The following is a 16,810-nucleotide window of genomic DNA, read 5'->3' as shown; positions in this document are numbered from 1 at the left end:
TTATCGTCCGACAGCTGTTGGACGATAATGCAACAACTGTCGGACGAATAAAAATTAGCAAACAAGAAACTAAAGGTCAGTAGACAAGGATATAGAATATAGTGATGCAAAAATTACCTGTCCTAACAGCCCCCTTCTATTTATAGGAGCCATCAGATACAGCATCTTATTCACGGTTCATCAAACGATGCTCCGCCATCTGCTCGAACTTCGTGCCGGGACGTCCGTAATTGGCATACGGATAAATGGAGATGCCGCCACGCGGGGTAAAGATACCAGTCACCTCGATATACTTAGGATTCATCAAATGAATGAGGTCTTTCATTATGATGTTCACGCAATCTTCGTGGAAAGCTCCGTGATTGCGGAAGCTGAACAGATAGAGCTTCAGGCTCTTGCTCTCCACCATCTTGACATCGGGGATATAGCAAATACGGATTTCCGCAAAGTCCGGTTGTCCCGTGATGGGACAAAGACTGGTGAATTCGGGGCAGTTGAAACGCACCCAGTAGTCATTGCCGGGATGCTTGTTATCAAATGCCTCTAATACTTCGGGAGCATAGTCCTGACGGTATGCTGTCTTTCTCCCCAAAAGGGAAAGTTGGTCTTTCAATTCTGTCATAGCCATATATTTTTAGTGATACAAGTGTGCCTCATTTAGTAGAAGCCAAAAACTTTTCCAATCCTTCTCTGCGCAACGTGCATGCCGGGCAGTGTCCACAACCATCTCCCGGGATACCGTTATAACAAGTCAGCGTTTCGTGGCGTATAAGTTCGAGCACTCCAAGCTCGTCTGCCAGTGCCCAGGTCTCCGCTTTGTCAATCCACATCAGTGGTGTGTGCAGTACGAATTGCTCGTCCATAGCCAGGTTCAGCGTCACGTTAAGCGACTTGATGAAAGCATCCCGGCAATCGGGATAACCGCTGAAATCGGTCTGCGACACCCCCGTCACAATATGATTAATTCCCCGCTCGCGGGCGTAGACGGCGGCTATACTCAGGAAAAACAGATTGCGTCCCGGCACAAAAGTATTCGGAAAGCTGTCTGCCGGCTTCTCCTGGTCCATCTCCATGCCGGCATCTGTCAATGAGTTATGTCCCAGCCGGCCGATAAAGGAAACATCCATTACTTCGAACTCCACACCTGCCTTACGGGCAATGGCCCTCGCCAAGTCCACTTCCTTCTGATGCTTCTGTCCATACAGAAAACTCAGCGCATACACTTTCTTAAATTCACGTTTTGCCCAAAAGAGGCAAGTGGTCGAGTCCTGCCCGCCACTGAATACCACCAAAGCAGTGTCCCTATTCATCTTGTTAAAAGCCTCTCTGTTTCCCTCCCCCGTAGGGAGGGAAACAGAGAGGGCATTGCTTATTATTTGTTTGACATAATAACTGATTTCCCCTCACTACGGGTAAGGGGCTTTAAATATCGCCTATTTTCCATACTTTATAGGAGATGCCTTCATCATAGACATCACTACCGTCTATCCGCTTAATAGCTTTTACCACACGGATAGTCACAGGCAGTATCAATACCTCGTACATGGACTTCAGCAGAATCTGGATACACATCATCACCAGCAACTCCCGCCATGCAATGATTCCTCCGAACGCCACCGGAAAGAAAATCAACGAGTCTGCCGTCTCACCAACCACCGTCGACCAAATGGCACGTGCGGAGAAATTACGCCCGTTGCTTGCCAGTTTCATGCGGCTCATTACGTAGGCATTCAGAAAAGAGCCCACCAAGAATGCCGTCAGACTAGCTATGACAATACGGGGAGCCATTCCAAAGACAAAATTGAAATGCGCGGCACCATCCCAGAAAGGGGCGGCAGGCAATGCCACGGCTATCAGTCCCAGCATTACCACAAAAAAGTTCATGGCAAAACCGCTCCAGATTATCAGACGAGCTTTACGAAAGCCCCAAACCTCGGCAATGCAATCGTTGATAATATAAGAAACAGGAAAGACCAGCAATCCGGCTGTTACGGTAATACCCAAAAACTGGATAACTTTAGTCTCAAGAAGATTGGCTGCAATCAAGCATACATTGAACAGAATGCCCAGCAACATAAAAGGTACAGATACTTTTTGTTTCATACTCCTGTTTTTTACGTGGTGTTCTAGAATACACGACCGTTATTCACGGCATCATACATTTTAAATCCGGTTGCAAAGATACAACAAGTTTTGCAAATGAACAAACAACATATATTTTAACTAAAACTCAAGCAAAACGAAAGTCCTTTTTTTATTCGAAGTAATTGCAAACTGTGCATATTTAGTTAACGAGACTTAAATAGAACATCCCAAACAAAGAATATTATTTACAACAACTTTAAAATATAAAAACTAAAAGCATATAAATCAACATATTAATAAATTATAGTACAAATTCAAAAGCATGCAACCGAATTCATCCTCAAACAAGATTTCATTCACGCAAATTCCTTAAGCATATAAAATAATAGACAACATATTTTAATACTTAAGATTCTATATTTTAAATAATTAAAATTAGGGTTATATTTGATAACAACAATCCGGAAGCTCTGGAAAACACATTGATATTAACCAAGAATATACCATATTATATATAGTAACCTTAGAAAAACAATGAATGCCTATGATTTACCCGAAAGCCCCAAGACACTATTAGTGTCATCTTCTATTCAACCTATTTATTTTGAGATCCATTAGCTTAAACAAAAAACATCTATTATGAATGAAAATCGTAAACGAGGAACATCGAACAACAAAATCCTCACAGCAATTGCCATCGCCTCCCTATTTATAGGAAGCAGCAGAATCATGGCAATAGAGACCTATTCGGAAAATTCATTCGGAGTGACAGAACAGATGCAGGCACAAACAGCCCGCGGTATTGTTGTCGACCAGAATGGAGAGCCTATCATCGGAGCAAGTATCTTGGAAAAAGGTACTACCAATTGAGTTACTACCGACTTATACGGTAAATTCTCGCTAAACGTAAAAAGAGGTGCCACCCTGGTCATTTCCTACATCGGCTATAAGACGCAGGAAGCCAAAGCAGATGCCAACATGAAAATCACCCTTGCAGAAGATTCCGAACTACTGGATGAAGTAGTTGTTGTCGGTTACGGTGTACAGAAAAAGAAACTTGTCACCGGCGCCACTGTACAAGTGAAAGGGGAAGACATAGCCAAGCTGAACACTGTGGATGCCCTGGGCGCTTTGCAGAGCCAGTCACCGGGTGTCAACATCACGCAAAACAACGGCTTCCTGGGTTCGGGCTTTAAGGTGAATATCCGCGGTATCGGTACTACCGGAACCTTCTCCCCGCTTTATGTGGTAGATGGAGTTGCCAACGGTAGCATCGACGGGCTGAACCCGAGTGACATTGAATCTTTGGACGTCTTGAAGGATGCCGCTTCCGCCGCCATCTATGGTGCGCGTGCTGCCAACGGCGTTATCCTGATTACCACCAAACGAGGTAAAACCGGTGTTGCCGAAGTCAGTTACGACGGCTATGTCGGCGTGCAGAACCTCTACAAAATCCCTACTATCCTCAATGCCCAAGAGTACATGATGATGCAGGATGAAGGCCGTGTAATGGACGGATTGAGTCCGTACAACTGGGCGACCTATATTCCGGAAAGGGATTTGCAGGCCATACAGAACGGAACATGGAAAGGGACAAACTGGCTGAAGGAAGTGCTGAATGAAGATGCATTGGTACAGAACCACGCAGTCAACATCACCGGAGGAACAGACCGTTCCAGATATGCCATAGGTATTTCATACACCAACCAAGAAGCCACCATGGGAGTTCCCGGCGAATTTCCTGAAATGAACCGCTACAACTTCCGCGTCAACTCGGACCACGTAGTCATGAAAAAAGGCAATCTTGACTTCCTGAAAGTGGGCGAAACCATCAACTACAAATATTCGCAAACGCAAGGTTCATTCGGAACCGGCGGCATTTATTGGAACGGAGTGCACAATATGCTCATCATGAGCCCGTTGATGCACCCTTACAATTCAGATGGAGACTACTACCTCTACGCAGACCAGGAAAAGGACAACTACAAATGGGATATCTCCAACGGAGCCAATAAAAACCCGATAGCTTATCTGGACTACTATATGAACCAGAACCTAAGCAAGTCCCATTACATGCAGAGCAGCTTCTATGCAGAACTGCAACCCATCAAGAACCTGCGTATCAAGAGCCAGTTCGGCTACATCATGGGAGCCTCCAGTTATCGTTCCTATTTGCCGAGATTCGATTATCTGAGTGCGTCACTCAACAACGCAGAAGACAAGGTAACCCAATCCATGTCCATGTATAACCGTTGGTCATGGGACAATACAGCCAACTACATCTTCAATATCGATGACCACAACATCGACATCCTGGTAGGTCAGAGTATGGAAAAATGGGGTATGGGAGAAGAAATGAGCGGTTCAGCCATAGGCTCAAACTTCTATGATTTCAAGCACGCTTATTTGTCCAATGTTCCATTGACCGCCAACAGTGTGTCCTCCTTGACTGGCAAGCCTAACGGGGAAGGTTCCATCGCCTCCTTCTTCGGACGTGTCAACTACAACTATCAAGAGAAATACATGGCTTCTGTCATCATGCGTGCGGACGGTTCCTCCACTTTTGCCCGCGGACACCGCTGGGGATACTTCCCTTCAGTATCCGCCGGATGGGTTATCAGCAACGAGTCCTTCATGTCAGGAATCAAATGGCTGGACTTCTTAAAGCTGCGTGCTTCCTGGGGGCAAAACGGTAACTGTAATGTATCTACTTTCCAATATCTTTCACTGATAACTTCCAACAACGGATATGGCGGTTATACGTTCGGCGACTCCATGGACCTCATCAGTACCGGTTCATACGCCTACCGACTGACCAACCCGGACCTTACCTGGGAAACACAGGAGCAATTGAATTTCGGTATCGATGCACGCTTCTTGAACAACCGCCTGGGCTTTGAATTCGACTGGTATAACAAAAATACCAGAGACTGGCTGGTTACGGCTCCGGTACTCTCTTCCTTCGGTGCCAATGCAGTGTCCGTCAATGGCGGTAATGTAAAAAACACGGGTATTGAAGTAGGACTCCACTGGAACGACAACATCGGAAAGGATTTCCAATATGGAGCCAACCTGACCCTTGCTCACAACAAGAATGAAGTGACCAAGATTGCCAACAAAGACGGAATCATCCACGGTAGCGGCAGCGTTCTGTGGGAAGGAGCCGAAGAGTGCTTCCGTGCTGAAGTAGGCAAACCCATCGGCTACTTCTACGGCTACAAGAGTAACGGCATATTCCAGAACCAGGAACAGATAGACAACTACAAAGGTCCGAAACTGAATGGCGACAAGACACAGCCGGGTGACGTAATCTGGGCAGACACCGACAATAGCGGTACGCTCGATGCCAATGACCGTACTATGATAGGTAACCCGAATCCCGACCTGACAATGGGACTTTCCCTGAATGCCAGCTGGAAGGCCATTGACTTCTCAATCACTACTTACGGCGCATTCGGCCAGCAGATTCTGAAGTGTTATCGTGACTTCTCCTCCTCACCCTTGAATAACTATACAGCAGAGATATTCCAACGCTGGCACGGCGAAGGTACGTCCGACAAGTTCCCGAGACTGTCCAGCGCTTCCAGCTCCAACTGGAACAGAGTATCAGACATTTATATCGAAGATGGAGACTATCTCAAGATAAAGAACATCACTGTGGGGTTCGACTTCAAGAAAGCATTCAAAAAGTTACCGGTACAACAGCTGCGTCTGTATCTGACCGCACAGAACCTCTTTACCTTCACCGGCTATTCCGGTATGGACCCGGAAATCGGTTACGGCGGCGACGATTATGGTTGGGCATCAGGCATCGACCTGGGCTACTACCCCAGTGCACGTACCTATATGATAGGCTTAAATGTAAAATTCTAATTAACCGAAGAAATTATGAAAAAGATATTATTCATAGCATCAGCAATACTGATTCTTCTTTCAGGATGCGAAAACTTCCTCGATTCGGAACTTCTGACCGAAAAGACAACCGCCAACTTCCCGGAGACAGAAAAGGATGCCCAAGAGATGGTGACGGCCATATACGCCCATCTGTTGTTTGAAAGTCCTGAAACCTCTTCCCAGTATTACATTGCCCAGTTGGCAGGTGACGACTGTCTGGGAGGCAACCTCTCCTACTCCAACAACTGTGCCACCAACTTCCTTATGTACAGTGGCAATCTGAATACATTTGCCGGCATCTGGGACCGTTGCTACACCCTTATCAACCGTGCCAACAATGCCATCAACACAATGGAGAACGTGAAATCATGGTCCAGCGAGAGCGAACGCAACCGGCTTTTCGGTGAGTCCTACTTCCTGCGTGCCATGGCTTATTATGAACTGGCACAAGTTTTTGGCGGAGTTCCTTTACGCACCACACTGGAAAGCACCAACCTGCCGCGTGCATCCGTAGACGAAATCTACGCCCAGATTGCAGCAGACTTGAAAAATGCTATCGAAATGATGCCCGCAAAGATTTATCCGAAAGGCTCAGACATGACCGGACACGCTACAAAATATGCCGCCGAAGCCATGATGGCACGTGTATTCCTTTTCTATACCGGACGCTACGAAAAAACCGAGCTTCCCAACGGAACTACCAAAGAGGAGGTCATCTCTTGGATAGATGACTGTGTAAACAACTCCGGTCATAAACTGGTGTCCGACCAACGCAACATTTGGGCCTATACCAACGATGCTACCGAAGACAATACCGAAGGGTTCCGTTACCAATACGTCATCAACCATAACTTGAAATGGGAAGGAAACAGTTCCGACGAAACTTTGTTCGCCAACAAGCATAACCTGAAATCCGACTGGACCTATACTTGGTTCTCCAACACTTGCGCCCAATTCTATTCACCGTCTGCCGACAACTATTCCAACAAAGACAGCTACCCCTTCGGCACCGGTTGGGGAGCTGGCCCAGTATCTCCGGCCATGGTCAACGAATGGAAAGACTGGGCCGCCAAGCAGACCTATACGGACGGTTACAAGGAGGATCCCCGTCTGACCGGTTCCATATGGTCGTACAAAGCACTCGACCCGAATATTACCGGCAACGTACTGATGGACTGCACCATGGACGAGGGTGAACCGGAATATACCGTATCCTATCGTTACTATGAACAAACCGGCTATTTCCAGAAAAAATACATCAATATCAACTCCTACAATGAAGGCAAAATCGAACCTTTCGGCAAACAGATGTTCCCCGGAATATCTTCGCAGACATCCCAACAGCTACTCCAAATTGCCGACTTGATTCATATCCGTTTTGCCGACGTCCTGCTCATGCAGTCCGAGCTGAAGCAAGACGCTACGGGTCTGAACAAGGTACGTGCCCGCTCCCACTTGGCTCCGGTTGCCTACTCTCTGGAAGCCATCAAGCAGGAACGCCGCTGGGAACTTGCATTCGAGTCCATCCGCTGGTGGGACATCCTTCGCTGGTCGGGTCCTTCACTCGAAGAAGCCGGTGACATACTCAACAAACAGACCGGGTTCAATATAATAAATGCCGCTACGGTGGTACCGATGGTAAAATTCGACTATAAGAAACGCTTACAGGCAACCCAAGGCTACTGGCCCATTCCGCAAGACGAAATCGACATCTCCAATGGAGTCCTTGAGCAGAATCCAGGCTGGGATGCATCTGCCCAGTTCTCGGATTGGAACAATATGTAAGGAGTATTAACCTATAAATAAAGACAATATGAAAGCAACAAAAATATTGATAGCAATGCTTGCTTCAGCCTTCATCGTTACTGCATGCGATCCTATCGAAGACGAAGACTTGCGAGACAAATATGTGACTGATGCCGGTACGCCCATTACCAAAGAGGCATTACAAGCTGCCATATCCATTACCCAACCCTTCCCCAACCAAGACGGAGTAGTGGAAGGCGACCAGTATATCGCCTTGAAAAACTCCCGCCCGGACATTGGCGGTTCATGGCACATAGAATGGGGGGACGAAGGAAGTAAACAAAGTAAGACACTGGTCACGGACAACGCTACGGTCATCATGGAATCCAATGCAGACTATTCCATCTACTATATGGGTATTTCCGCCAATCAAATTATCAAGACAGAGCCGGTTGTAGTGACTGTGACCAATGTATTCGACGATTGGTCCACTTACTTCACCGGTGCAACCGACAAGAGTGACAAATCTGCCAAGAAAACCTGGAAGTTCCGTGAAGTCAGCTGGGGTTCCGTCTGCAATATGGGGGCTCATGGAGGCTGGAAATATACCAGTGCAGGCTATACTCCCGAATCAAATTTTGCCTGGTGGGCCAATGTCACTGCCGCCGAAGCCGGAGACCAGTCCATGGTATTCGAATTCGACGGAAACAAGATGAAAACCTATGATGCCAGCGGAAACCTAAAGGCAGAAGGTACTTTCTCCTTCACACACGAAAAACCGGAAGACGGAGTACTGGGTGAACTGATAACGAGCATCCCCACCATCGGAGGGAATTATGACGACAACGGACAAAGCGTAGGCAGCAACAAATTCTGGCTGCTGACACTGGATGAGAACTATATCACAATCTATCATCCCGGCAAGTATAGCGGTGGTGTGGATTGGGACGACAGCGGCTGGTATGCTTACTTCAAGACTGAAGCAGGAACCGATTCTGAATAATATGCACTCTCTATGAAAAAGAAACTGCTATTTATAATAGCTACTGTCTTTCTAGTAGCCGCATGTCACAATGACGACTACATTCCCGGACTGCCAGCTCCGGGAAATGAAGACAACGAGACCGAAATGGCCGAGCAGGTTGCAGGCCGGGTTGCATTGGGCTACGTCACTTATTATGGCACATCCATACCCGATGCCAAATACCTGACCCACATAAACTACGCTTTTGCAGAATTATATGTTAAAAACGGAATTTATGAAAAGTTTGGCCTGCAAGGTGATAAATCCCGTTTTGATAAGGTAAAGAAAATAAAGAGCCAGTATCCACATGTGAAGATATTACTCTCTTTTACCAATAGCGTTTCCAATTCTGACAATTCCCAGGACGGAGGCTTCTCCGCCCTGGCGAAGAGTCCGGAAATGCGCAAGCAATTCGCACAAGACTGCAGAGCCTTTGTTCTGAGTGAGGGTATAGACGGTATTGACATTGACTGGGAATTTCCCGGTATGACTTTCAGCAGCAATGCCTATGACGAGTTGGTAGATGTGGAAAACTTCACCCTATTGATGAAAGACTTGCGTGCAGAGTTGGGGCAGTCCACCCTATTGACCTATGCAGGTTATTGCATGGACAAGCGTCCCCAAGGCGAAGGCTACAAATATATTGATGTAAAGGCTGTAGACCCGTATGTAGATTTCGTCAATATCATGGCCTATGATCTGGTTGGTGCCCCCCAGCATCAATCAGCATTGAACAAGCCTAGTAATTACTGGGACTGCCAGCATTCCGTAGACGAATACCTGAATGCAGGTGTAGCTGCCAACAAATTAGTATTGGGGATTCCATTCTATGGAAGGGCAGATTTCAATTCCGGCGGCAGTATCAATTATCGGGATATTCTCAACTTGAGCAAAGACGACAGCTATGTCATCGATAATTGGGATGCCGAAGGCAATGTCCCCTATGTCACCAAAAACGGCAGTTTCTACTGTGGCTACGACAATCCCCGCAGTATTGCCGCCAAAGGTGAATGGATATTAAAAAACGGCATGAAAGGCATGATGTTCTGGGATTATGAAGGTGACGACACCATGGGAACCCTACGCAAAGCGCTATGGAATGCCGTCATGAAAAAATAAATAACTTAACACACATCCTCAGGAGGTTATTCCGGAAATTAGGGTAAGGGTAATTTTGCATACGATCTTCATTCAAGGCAAGAATACTGACGGAATAACCTCCTTTCTTCCTCCAAGACTACAAAACCTTTTTTCATTTAAGTTGTTGAAAGCACATTCATCAAAACCTAACTTAAATGAAAACAATCTTAAAAGCAATGTTTCTGTTGTGCGTAACCGGACTTCCCTTGTCCACTATCCATGCACAAAAAAAAGAGATTATCGATGACGAAGCTCCAAACGGCATTGTCATAGTTACCATCGACAAAGCGGGCGACGAGATTATCCGCATCATGAATGAGTCACAATTGCCTTACATCCATGACCCGAAAGCTCCCCGCTTCTTATTGATGGACAAACAAGGCAAATTCGCCCTGGGTATCGGAGGGTATGTCCGTGCCACCGGCGAGTATGATTTTGGAGGTATTGTGGATGACATCGACTTTGTTCCTGCCAACATTCCAAGCAGTAGTAAAATCAAAAATCAATTTCAGATGGATGCCAGTACGGCTACTATCTTTCTGAAATTGGTCGGACACACCCGGCTATTGGGTGACTTCACAGTCTATACTGCTGGAAATTTCCGTGGTGGAGACAAAACATTCCAACTGCGCAATGCCTATCTTTCATTCCGCAATATAACAATAGGATACAATTATGGCGGTTTCATGGACTTAGGCGCCCTCCCTTCCACCATTGACTTTCAAGGTCCCAACGGTGCCACATTCTACCGCGCCACACAATTGTCATATACTTATAAAGGGCTGAAAGACTTTCGTTTCCAAGCTTCCATCGAGGCGCCTGCCGTTGACGGCACAACAAGCAGCCAATTCGAGATTGCCCAGCAACGCATGCCGGACTTCACGGCTTCGGCACAATACAGCTGGAACAGCAGCAGTCATCTGCGTGTAGGAGGTATCATCCGCAGCATGACATATACCAATGTAGAAAGGGATAAGGCATCCAGTGTCACCGGATACGGTATACAAGCCTCAACGACCTTCAATCTCGGTAAAAAATGGCAGGCATTCGGGCAAGTCAACTATGGTAAAGGTATCGGGCAATACCTGAACGACATCAGCAATCTGAACGTCGATATTGTCCCCAATCCCGAAAAGGAAGGCAAAATGCAGGCATTGCCCATGCTGGGCTGGTATGCAGGTCTGCAATATAACATATCTCCGAAGATATTCCTCTCAAGCACTTACAGCATGTCCCGCCTTTATTCTGAAGACGGTTATCCCAACGACCTGCCAAGTACCTATCGCTACGGACAGTATTTCGTAGCCAACGTATTCTGGAACGTAACCCCGAACATGCAGGTAGGCGCTGAATATCTGCGTGGCTGGCGCACCAACTTCGACAATTCCACCAACCATGCCAACCGTATGAACCTGCTTGTACAGTATTCTTTCTAATCCAATATAAAAAGAGAAGCCGCCTCAAATCGACATTTGAGACGGCTTCTTAATATATAAAGGTAGGATTGTGAAATCAGAACTTATAGTCAACACCAAGACCAAACACTTTATTAGTACGGCTATAAACATTCTTGGTGGTTTCACTTATCTTCTTTGTATAATCATCATAGTTTGTCCAAAAATAGGCTATATTCATAGTCAAATGCTTTGTCATTTTGATGGCAGCACCAAACCCCAGTGAATAAGAGTCACATGAAAAACTTATATCACTCTGAAAATCATCAGCCAAGCCATAATCTGTACGCTGATAACCAGCACTGATGGTCAGCTGTTTAGCTATATCCCATTCTGCACCAATCAAAATTTCATGTGTGCCATGCTTCAACGCTTTCTGCTTATCATTGGCCATCCCTGCCGCTTTATCAAAAAAATGGTGATATTCCAGCGTTGCACGAAGCGTAGGAAGGAATTCATAACCAACAGCTGCAGTCAATAATGCAGGGATATCACTCGGAGTATTCACACCATCCTTATAGTCAGCCAAAGGATTCCCTTCATCTCCCATAGCAGTTCCCATCGCACGTACTTCAGCTTTTTTGGTTTTATTTTCGAGATTAAGACTGGTCATAAACTCGTACTTCAACCCAATATTCCATTTGCCCAACTTCACATCAGCTCCCAAGATAGGGGTCAATCCCCAGCCGGTCTGGTCGCAGTCTAAATCGATACCAACCAATTCCATACCACCATAAGTAGGAATATTACTGTGTGCGGTTGCAGTCAGAAATCCTTCATACCCACCGGTAAAATAATTCATACGTCCACCGGCAAACACACCTAACCAATCATTAACTTGATACGACAACCCCAATTGCACACCATAAATAAACTGGCTTCCATCCATTGCACTATTGATAGAATACATATTGGGAGTGATTTGACCACCCGAAATAGTATGGACTTGTCCCATCACCATTGAATCGAACATACCCAAACCATCATCAAACGATGCCTTACCACCACCACCTACAACAGCAAAGCTACCGGAAATAGTCCAGTCTCCTTTTTTATATGCACCTTGAAAACTAGGAATGAAAGGAGCAGAAGCTTTTCCTTTATAATAACGTGTATTCCCATCTTCAATAAACAAGGGAAATGTCGCCTTTATGTTACGAGTCTGATAAGCACTTTGTCCATTCAAAGACAAATAGAGACCATCTTCCGGCAAGAAGGCCAAACCGGCCGGATTAGAATAGACACCGTCAATATCAATGGAAGCACCACGTGCTAACATTCTAAGAAAAGATACATGCTGATTTGTATTTGTCAGGATACCACCCGCAAAAGTTGGAATTGAAACGATTAACATCACAATGCTAATCAACGAAATTTTTCTCATCTAAATCTTTTTTAATTGTTTTCGGGCGCAAAGGTACAATAATATTGCACATAAAAAATAGTTTTGTGCATAAAGTTATCCTAATATAATACTTTCATTGAAATACCAAATAGTTTCTAATGAAACAAATGGAAATAATTATCATTTTATGGATCCTTCCGGCCACTGAACCATATCAACTTTCCACTTGTTATCTCCCTATTATTATATAACATTTAAAAAACAACAAATCCCATGGCATACACTATTGCATTTTTTGGCAGCAAACCTTATGATGAAGCATCTTTCAATGAAAAGAACAAGGAATATAGTTTTGAGCTCCGCTACTATAAAGGGCATCTCAACAAGCACAATGTTATTTTAACCCAAGGCGTAGATGCAGTCTGTATCTTCGTGAACGACACGGCCGATGCCGAAGTTATTCGTCTGATGGCGGACAATGGTGTGAAATTATTGGCGTTGCGCTGCGCCGGCTACAACAATGTAGATTTGAAAGCAGCTACCGACTGTGGCATTACCGTAGTGCACGTCCCTGCCTATTCCCCTTATGCCGTGGCAGAGTATACCGTTGCCCTGATGTTATCCCTCAACCGTAAAATTCCACGCGCCACCTGGCGGACACGGGACGGAAACTTCTCGCTGCACGGACTTCTGGGCTTCGACATGTACGGAAAGACAGCAGGCATCATCGGTACGGGAAAAATTGCCAAAAAACTGATATGTATCCTGCGCGGATTCGGCATGAATATCCTTGCCTACGACCTCTATCCCGACTATAATTTTGCCCGTGAACACCAAGTGGTATATACCAGCCTGGATGAGCTTTATCACAATTCGGATATCATCTCCCTGCACTGCCCGCTGACTGAGCAGACCAAATATCTCATCAACGACTATTCCATCAGTAAAATGAAGGACGGAGTAATGATTATCAATACCGGACGTGGACAACTCATCCATACCAACGCCCTGATTGAAGGACTGAAAAACAAGAAAATCGGCTCTGCCGGCCTGGATGTGTACGAAGAGGAAAGCGAATATTTCTATGAAGACCAATCGGACAAAATCATCGATGACGATACCCTGGCGCGGCTACTGTCCTTCAATAATGTCATCGTCACTTCGCACCAGGCCTTTTTCACACGCGAGGCACTGGAAAACATTGCTTCGACAACGTTACAGAACATCAAAGATTTTATGAACCATAAGCCACTGGAAAATGAGGTCAAAGCATAGTTCCCACTCATTTACAAATTATTAGACATCGGTTTTAAAACTTTATAACTTTCCAAAGCGTTACTAGTATATAAACCATTTTAGGAAAAGGAATAAATTATGAAAAAAGTTATAGACAAATCAGATAGCAGAGGTCATTCCCTATATGATTGGCTTGACAGCCACCACACCTTCAGTTTTGACGAGTATTACAATCCCCGCCGGATGAATTTCGGCGCCTTGCGTGTACTGAACGACGACCGTGTGGCTCCGGGAAAGGGCTTCGGCACACATCCTCATAAAAATATGGAAATCATCTCCATTCCCTTGAAAGGGAAACTGAAACATGGGGACAGTCATCAGAACAGCCGCGTCATCACTCCGGGAGATATACAAACCATGAGTGCCGGCACCGGCATCTACCACAGCGAAATGAACGGCAGTGACACTGAAGCGGTAGAATTCCTGCAAATCTGGGTGATGCCCGAAAAGCTGAACACACCACCCGCATACCAGGACTTCGACGTACGTCCACTTCTGCGCAAAAATGAAATGGCGCTAATAGTATCCCCTGACGGCGATGCTCCTGCCAGATTGCTACAACAGACCTGGTTCTCTATCGGTGAAATAGAAGCTGGAAAGAAGATTGACTACCACATGCACCAATCGCATTCCGGTGTCTACATCTTCGTAATGGAGGGTGAAGTCAAAGTGGACGGCACAGTGCTCTCACGTCGTGACGGAATGGGAGTGTACGAAACCGGCAGTTTTGAGCTGGAAACACTGAAAGACTCTCACATTCTCTTCATAGAAGTACCGATGTAGCGTGCTTTTGCATAAAATAACAGCTTAAACCGGAAGTTTGTGTAGCGTTTTTTGTAATATTGCGCTATAATTCAATCCGTAAATGAAACTTGATTACATCTACCATAGCGGCTTCGCGATTGAAGCGGACGGAGTGACGGTCATTATCGATTACTATAAAGATTCCTCGGAAGAGGTTTTCAATAAAGGTATCGTGCACGACAATCTCTTGGAAAAGCCGGGCGTACTCTACGTACTATGCTCGCATTTCCATCCCGACCACTTCAATCGCGAAGTTCTTTCATGGAAAAAACAGCGGCCCGACATCCGCTACATATTCTCCAAAGACATCCTGAAGCACCGCCGCGCCTCAGCGGAAGATGCCACCTATATCAATAAGGGCGACACCTACGAAGACGAACATATCCGTATCCAAGCCTTCAGTTCCACCGATGTGGGTATCTCCTTCCTGATAGACCTGCAGGGCAGGCGACTGTTCCATGCCGGTGACCTAAACAACTGGCACTGGAGCGAGGAATCTACTCCGCAGGAAATACGCAAGGCCGAAGGTGACTTTCTGGCCGAAGTGAGAGCTCTGCAGCAAACTGCACCTGCCATAGATGTAGCCATGTTTCCGGTAGACAGCCGTATCGGAAAAGATTATATGCGTGGAGCAGAACAATTCGTGGAACGAATAAAAATCACTATATTTGTACCGATGCACTTCAGCGAAGATTATCAGGGAGGCAACGCCTTCCGGCAGTTTGCCGAGAGCAAGGGATGCCACTTTCTGAGCATCGCACACCGTGGTGAAAGTTTCGAACTCCCCAACTTGTAGCCCATAATTCGTAAATTAATAATTAAAACACATACTATTATGAAAAATTTGACACAACTTCTTTTTACACTGTTTTGCCTGTGTCTGCCGACCATGCTGCAGGCGCAGGATAGGGACGACAGTAAATATCTGGCCGGTGCCGTTCCCGAGGTGGACGGTAAAGTGGTATTCACCAAAGAATTCAGCATCCCCGGCATGTCTCAGGATGAAATCTACGAACGTCTGCTCGGCTGGATGGATGCCCGTCTGAAAGAGAATGAAAATAACAGCCGTGTAGTATTCTCAGACAAAGAGAAAGGACAGATTGTAGGTATCGGGGATGAATGGATTGTATTCAGTTCTACGGCTCTGTCATTAGACCGTACCAAAATCCTTTACCAGCTGACTGTGACCTGCCAACCCGAAAAGAGCGTGCTCGAAGTAGAGAAGATACGGTTTAACTACCGCGAAGGAAAAGAAAAATATACCGCCGAGGAGTGGATTGTAGACAAGTATGCCTTGAACAAGGCGAAGACCAAACTGGTACGCGGACTTGCCAAGTGGCGCAGAAAAACCGTAGACTTCGTTGATGACCTTTGCCTGGGAGCAGCAGAAGCATTGAGCGCCACCACTGCCAAAGCTCCGGTAGAAGAAAAGAAGGAAGAAAAGAAAGAGGTGAAGGCTGTCGTCAATTCCGGTCCGACGGTAATCACCCCAAAGAAACAAGTTACCGTGGAACCCGCCCAGGCTGCTGAAAAGGCATCCGAAGGCGTCGTGAAAGATGCCCAAGTCATCGAAGTGCCCCAAGTCAAGAAACCTGCCGCACTGGTTCCTGCCCAAAAGAGCCAGCAACAAGAATATACGACCATAGCCCCCGAGCAATTGTCAGCCGATGCCATCCAGACCGGAGCAGGCAAATTGGTTATCGTCATCGGCCAAGAGCCTTTCAACATGACCATGATGACAGCAAACTCCGGAGGTTCTTTGGGCAAAGTCAACGGCAAACCAGTTGTATTCAGCATACTGTCGCCCGACCAACCGTATGAACAAATGGAAAAAGCAGAAAGCTATACCATCCGTTTCTATCCTACGGGACAGACAGAGCCTACGGTCATTCTGGAATGTAAGAAGCTGCCCTCACCGGCAACGATGGAAGGTATGCCACGCACGTATGTAGGTGAAATTCTGAAAGCAATGGTCAAATGACCGCACACGCAGACTGTAAATTGTAAATAATCAAATCAGAA

At 46.0% G+C, this 16,810-nt stretch carries 13 protein-coding genes and 1 pseudogene; 10 read left to right on the top strand and 4 right to left on the bottom strand.

Annotated elements, in window-relative coordinates; all coding sequences use genetic code 11:
- Positions 1 to 166 precede the first annotated feature (166 nt).
- From queF to DWY57_RS16130, 3 genes are all read right to left on the bottom strand, one after another.
- Positions 167 to 622, bottom strand: a complete 456-nt coding sequence (queF, locus tag DWY57_RS16140; RefSeq protein ID WP_117965416.1) for a preQ(1) synthase — start codon at positions 620 to 622, stop codon at positions 167 to 169.
- Positions 623 to 653: 31 nt separating this feature from the next.
- Positions 654 to 1,310: a 7-cyano-7-deazaguanine synthase QueC gene (queC, locus tag DWY57_RS16135; protein WP_005831503.1), complete on the bottom strand. Its 657-nt coding sequence runs from the start codon at positions 1,308 to 1,310 to the stop codon at positions 654 to 656.
- Between the two features lie 112 nt (positions 1,311 to 1,422).
- Positions 1,423 to 2,103 (bottom strand): queuosine precursor transporter, encoded by a 681-nt coding sequence (locus tag DWY57_RS16130; RefSeq protein ID WP_117965328.1) that lies wholly within the window; start codon positions 2,101 to 2,103, stop codon positions 1,423 to 1,425.
- A 621-nt stretch (positions 2,104 to 2,724) separates the two neighbouring features.
- Here DWY57_RS16130 and DWY57_RS21410 point away from each other — a divergent pair.
- From DWY57_RS21410 to DWY57_RS16105, 6 genes and pseudogenes are all read left to right on the top strand, one after another.
- Positions 2,725 to 2,955, top strand: a complete 231-nt coding sequence (locus tag DWY57_RS21410; RefSeq protein ID WP_243634701.1) for a hypothetical protein — start codon at positions 2,725 to 2,727, stop codon at positions 2,953 to 2,955.
- 12 nt (positions 2,956 to 2,967) lie between these two features.
- Positions 2,968 to 5,958, top strand: a pseudogene (locus DWY57_RS16125) (TonB-dependent receptor); the annotation flags it as partial.
- Positions 5,959 to 5,973: 15 nt separating this feature from the next.
- On the top strand, positions 5,974 to 7,764 hold the full coding sequence (locus DWY57_RS16120) for a RagB/SusD family nutrient uptake outer membrane protein (protein ID WP_119962073.1): 1,791 nt from the start codon (positions 5,974 to 5,976) through the stop codon (positions 7,762 to 7,764).
- Between the two features lie 28 nt (positions 7,765 to 7,792).
- The gene (locus DWY57_RS16115) at positions 7,793 to 8,728 is read left to right on the top strand and encodes a hypothetical protein (protein WP_057089055.1); all 936 of its coding nucleotides are present in this window, start codon (positions 7,793 to 7,795) and stop codon (positions 8,726 to 8,728) included.
- A 12-nt stretch (positions 8,729 to 8,740) separates the two neighbouring features.
- Complete coding sequence (locus tag DWY57_RS16110) at positions 8,741 to 9,868, top strand: glycosyl hydrolase family 18 protein (RefSeq protein WP_119962072.1); 1,128 nt, start codon at positions 8,741 to 8,743, stop codon at positions 9,866 to 9,868.
- Between the two features lie 176 nt (positions 9,869 to 10,044).
- Complete coding sequence (locus DWY57_RS16105) at positions 10,045 to 11,325, top strand: hypothetical protein (protein WP_117600345.1); 1,281 nt, start codon at positions 10,045 to 10,047, stop codon at positions 11,323 to 11,325.
- A gap of 76 nt (positions 11,326 to 11,401) precedes the next feature.
- On the opposite strand, the gene DWY57_RS16100 is transcribed toward DWY57_RS16105, so the two are convergent.
- Positions 11,402 to 12,727: an outer membrane beta-barrel protein gene (locus DWY57_RS16100; protein ID WP_119962071.1), complete on the bottom strand. Its 1,326-nt coding sequence runs from the start codon at positions 12,725 to 12,727 to the stop codon at positions 11,402 to 11,404.
- Between the two features lie 234 nt (positions 12,728 to 12,961).
- On the opposite strand from DWY57_RS16100, the gene DWY57_RS16095 reads away from it, so the two are divergent.
- The 4 genes from DWY57_RS16095 to DWY57_RS16080 all read left to right on the top strand — a co-directional run bounded on the left by DWY57_RS16095 (position 12,962) and on the right by DWY57_RS16080 (position 16,769).
- Positions 12,962 to 13,963, top strand: a complete 1,002-nt coding sequence (locus DWY57_RS16095; protein WP_117600347.1) for a 2-hydroxyacid dehydrogenase — start codon at positions 12,962 to 12,964, stop codon at positions 13,961 to 13,963.
- A gap of 99 nt (positions 13,964 to 14,062) precedes the next feature.
- Positions 14,063 to 14,767, top strand: a complete 705-nt coding sequence (locus DWY57_RS16090) for a pirin family protein (RefSeq protein WP_057089062.1) — start codon at positions 14,063 to 14,065, stop codon at positions 14,765 to 14,767.
- Between the two features lie 82 nt (positions 14,768 to 14,849).
- Positions 14,850 to 15,584, top strand: a complete 735-nt coding sequence (locus DWY57_RS16085) for an MBL fold metallo-hydrolase (protein WP_119962070.1) — start codon at positions 14,850 to 14,852, stop codon at positions 15,582 to 15,584.
- Positions 15,585 to 15,623: 39 nt separating this feature from the next.
- On the top strand, positions 15,624 to 16,769 hold the full coding sequence (locus DWY57_RS16080; protein ID WP_119962069.1) for a DUF4468 domain-containing protein: 1,146 nt from the start codon (positions 15,624 to 15,626) through the stop codon (positions 16,767 to 16,769).
- Positions 16,770 to 16,810: the final 41 nt, after the last annotated feature.

It is taken from the genome of Bacteroides sp. AF25-5LB, assembly GCF_003602965.1.
In the GTDB taxonomy this organism is placed as follows: Bacteria; Bacteroidota; Bacteroidia; order Bacteroidales; family Bacteroidaceae; genus Bacteroides; species Bacteroides uniformis.
The sequence above is the reverse complement of the archived record's forward strand: the minus strand, read 5'-3'. Positions and strand labels throughout refer to the sequence as shown.

Bases quoted from the DNA above. Each gene is read 5' to 3' on its own strand.
- DWY57_RS16120 (WP_119962073.1), top strand. From the start codon at position 5,974: ATGAAAAAGATATTATTCATAGCATCAGCAATACTGATTCTTCTTTCA.
- DWY57_RS16100 (WP_119962071.1), bottom strand. From the start codon at position 12,727: ATGAGAAAAATTTCGTTGATTAGCATTGTGATGTTAATCGTTTCAATT.
- DWY57_RS16095 (WP_117600347.1), top strand. From the start codon at position 12,962: ATGGCATACACTATTGCATTTTTTGGCAGCAAACCTTATGATGAAGCA.
- DWY57_RS21410 (WP_243634701.1), top strand. From the start codon at position 2,725: ATGAATGAAAATCGTAAACGAGGAACATCGAACAACAAAATCCTCACA.
- DWY57_RS16105 (WP_117600345.1), top strand. From the start codon at position 10,045: ATGAAAACAATCTTAAAAGCAATGTTTCTGTTGTGCGTAACCGGACTT.
- DWY57_RS16080 (WP_119962069.1), top strand. From the start codon at position 15,624: ATGAAAAATTTGACACAACTTCTTTTTACACTGTTTTGCCTGTGTCTG.
- DWY57_RS16110 (WP_119962072.1), top strand. From the start codon at position 8,741: ATGAAAAAGAAACTGCTATTTATAATAGCTACTGTCTTTCTAGTAGCC.
- DWY57_RS16115 (WP_057089055.1), top strand. From the start codon at position 7,793: ATGAAAGCAACAAAAATATTGATAGCAATGCTTGCTTCAGCCTTCATC.
- DWY57_RS16130 (WP_117965328.1), bottom strand. From the start codon at position 2,103: ATGAAACAAAAAGTATCTGTACCTTTTATGTTGCTGGGCATTCTGTTC.
- DWY57_RS16085 (WP_119962070.1), top strand. From the start codon at position 14,850: ATGAAACTTGATTACATCTACCATAGCGGCTTCGCGATTGAAGCGGAC.
- DWY57_RS16090 (WP_057089062.1), top strand. From the start codon at position 14,063: ATGAAAAAAGTTATAGACAAATCAGATAGCAGAGGTCATTCCCTATAT.
- queF (WP_117965416.1), bottom strand. From the start codon at position 622: ATGACAGAATTGAAAGACCAACTTTCCCTTTTGGGGAGAAAGACAGCA.
- queC (WP_005831503.1), bottom strand. From the start codon at position 1,310: ATGAATAGGGACACTGCTTTGGTGGTATTCAGTGGCGGGCAGGACTCG.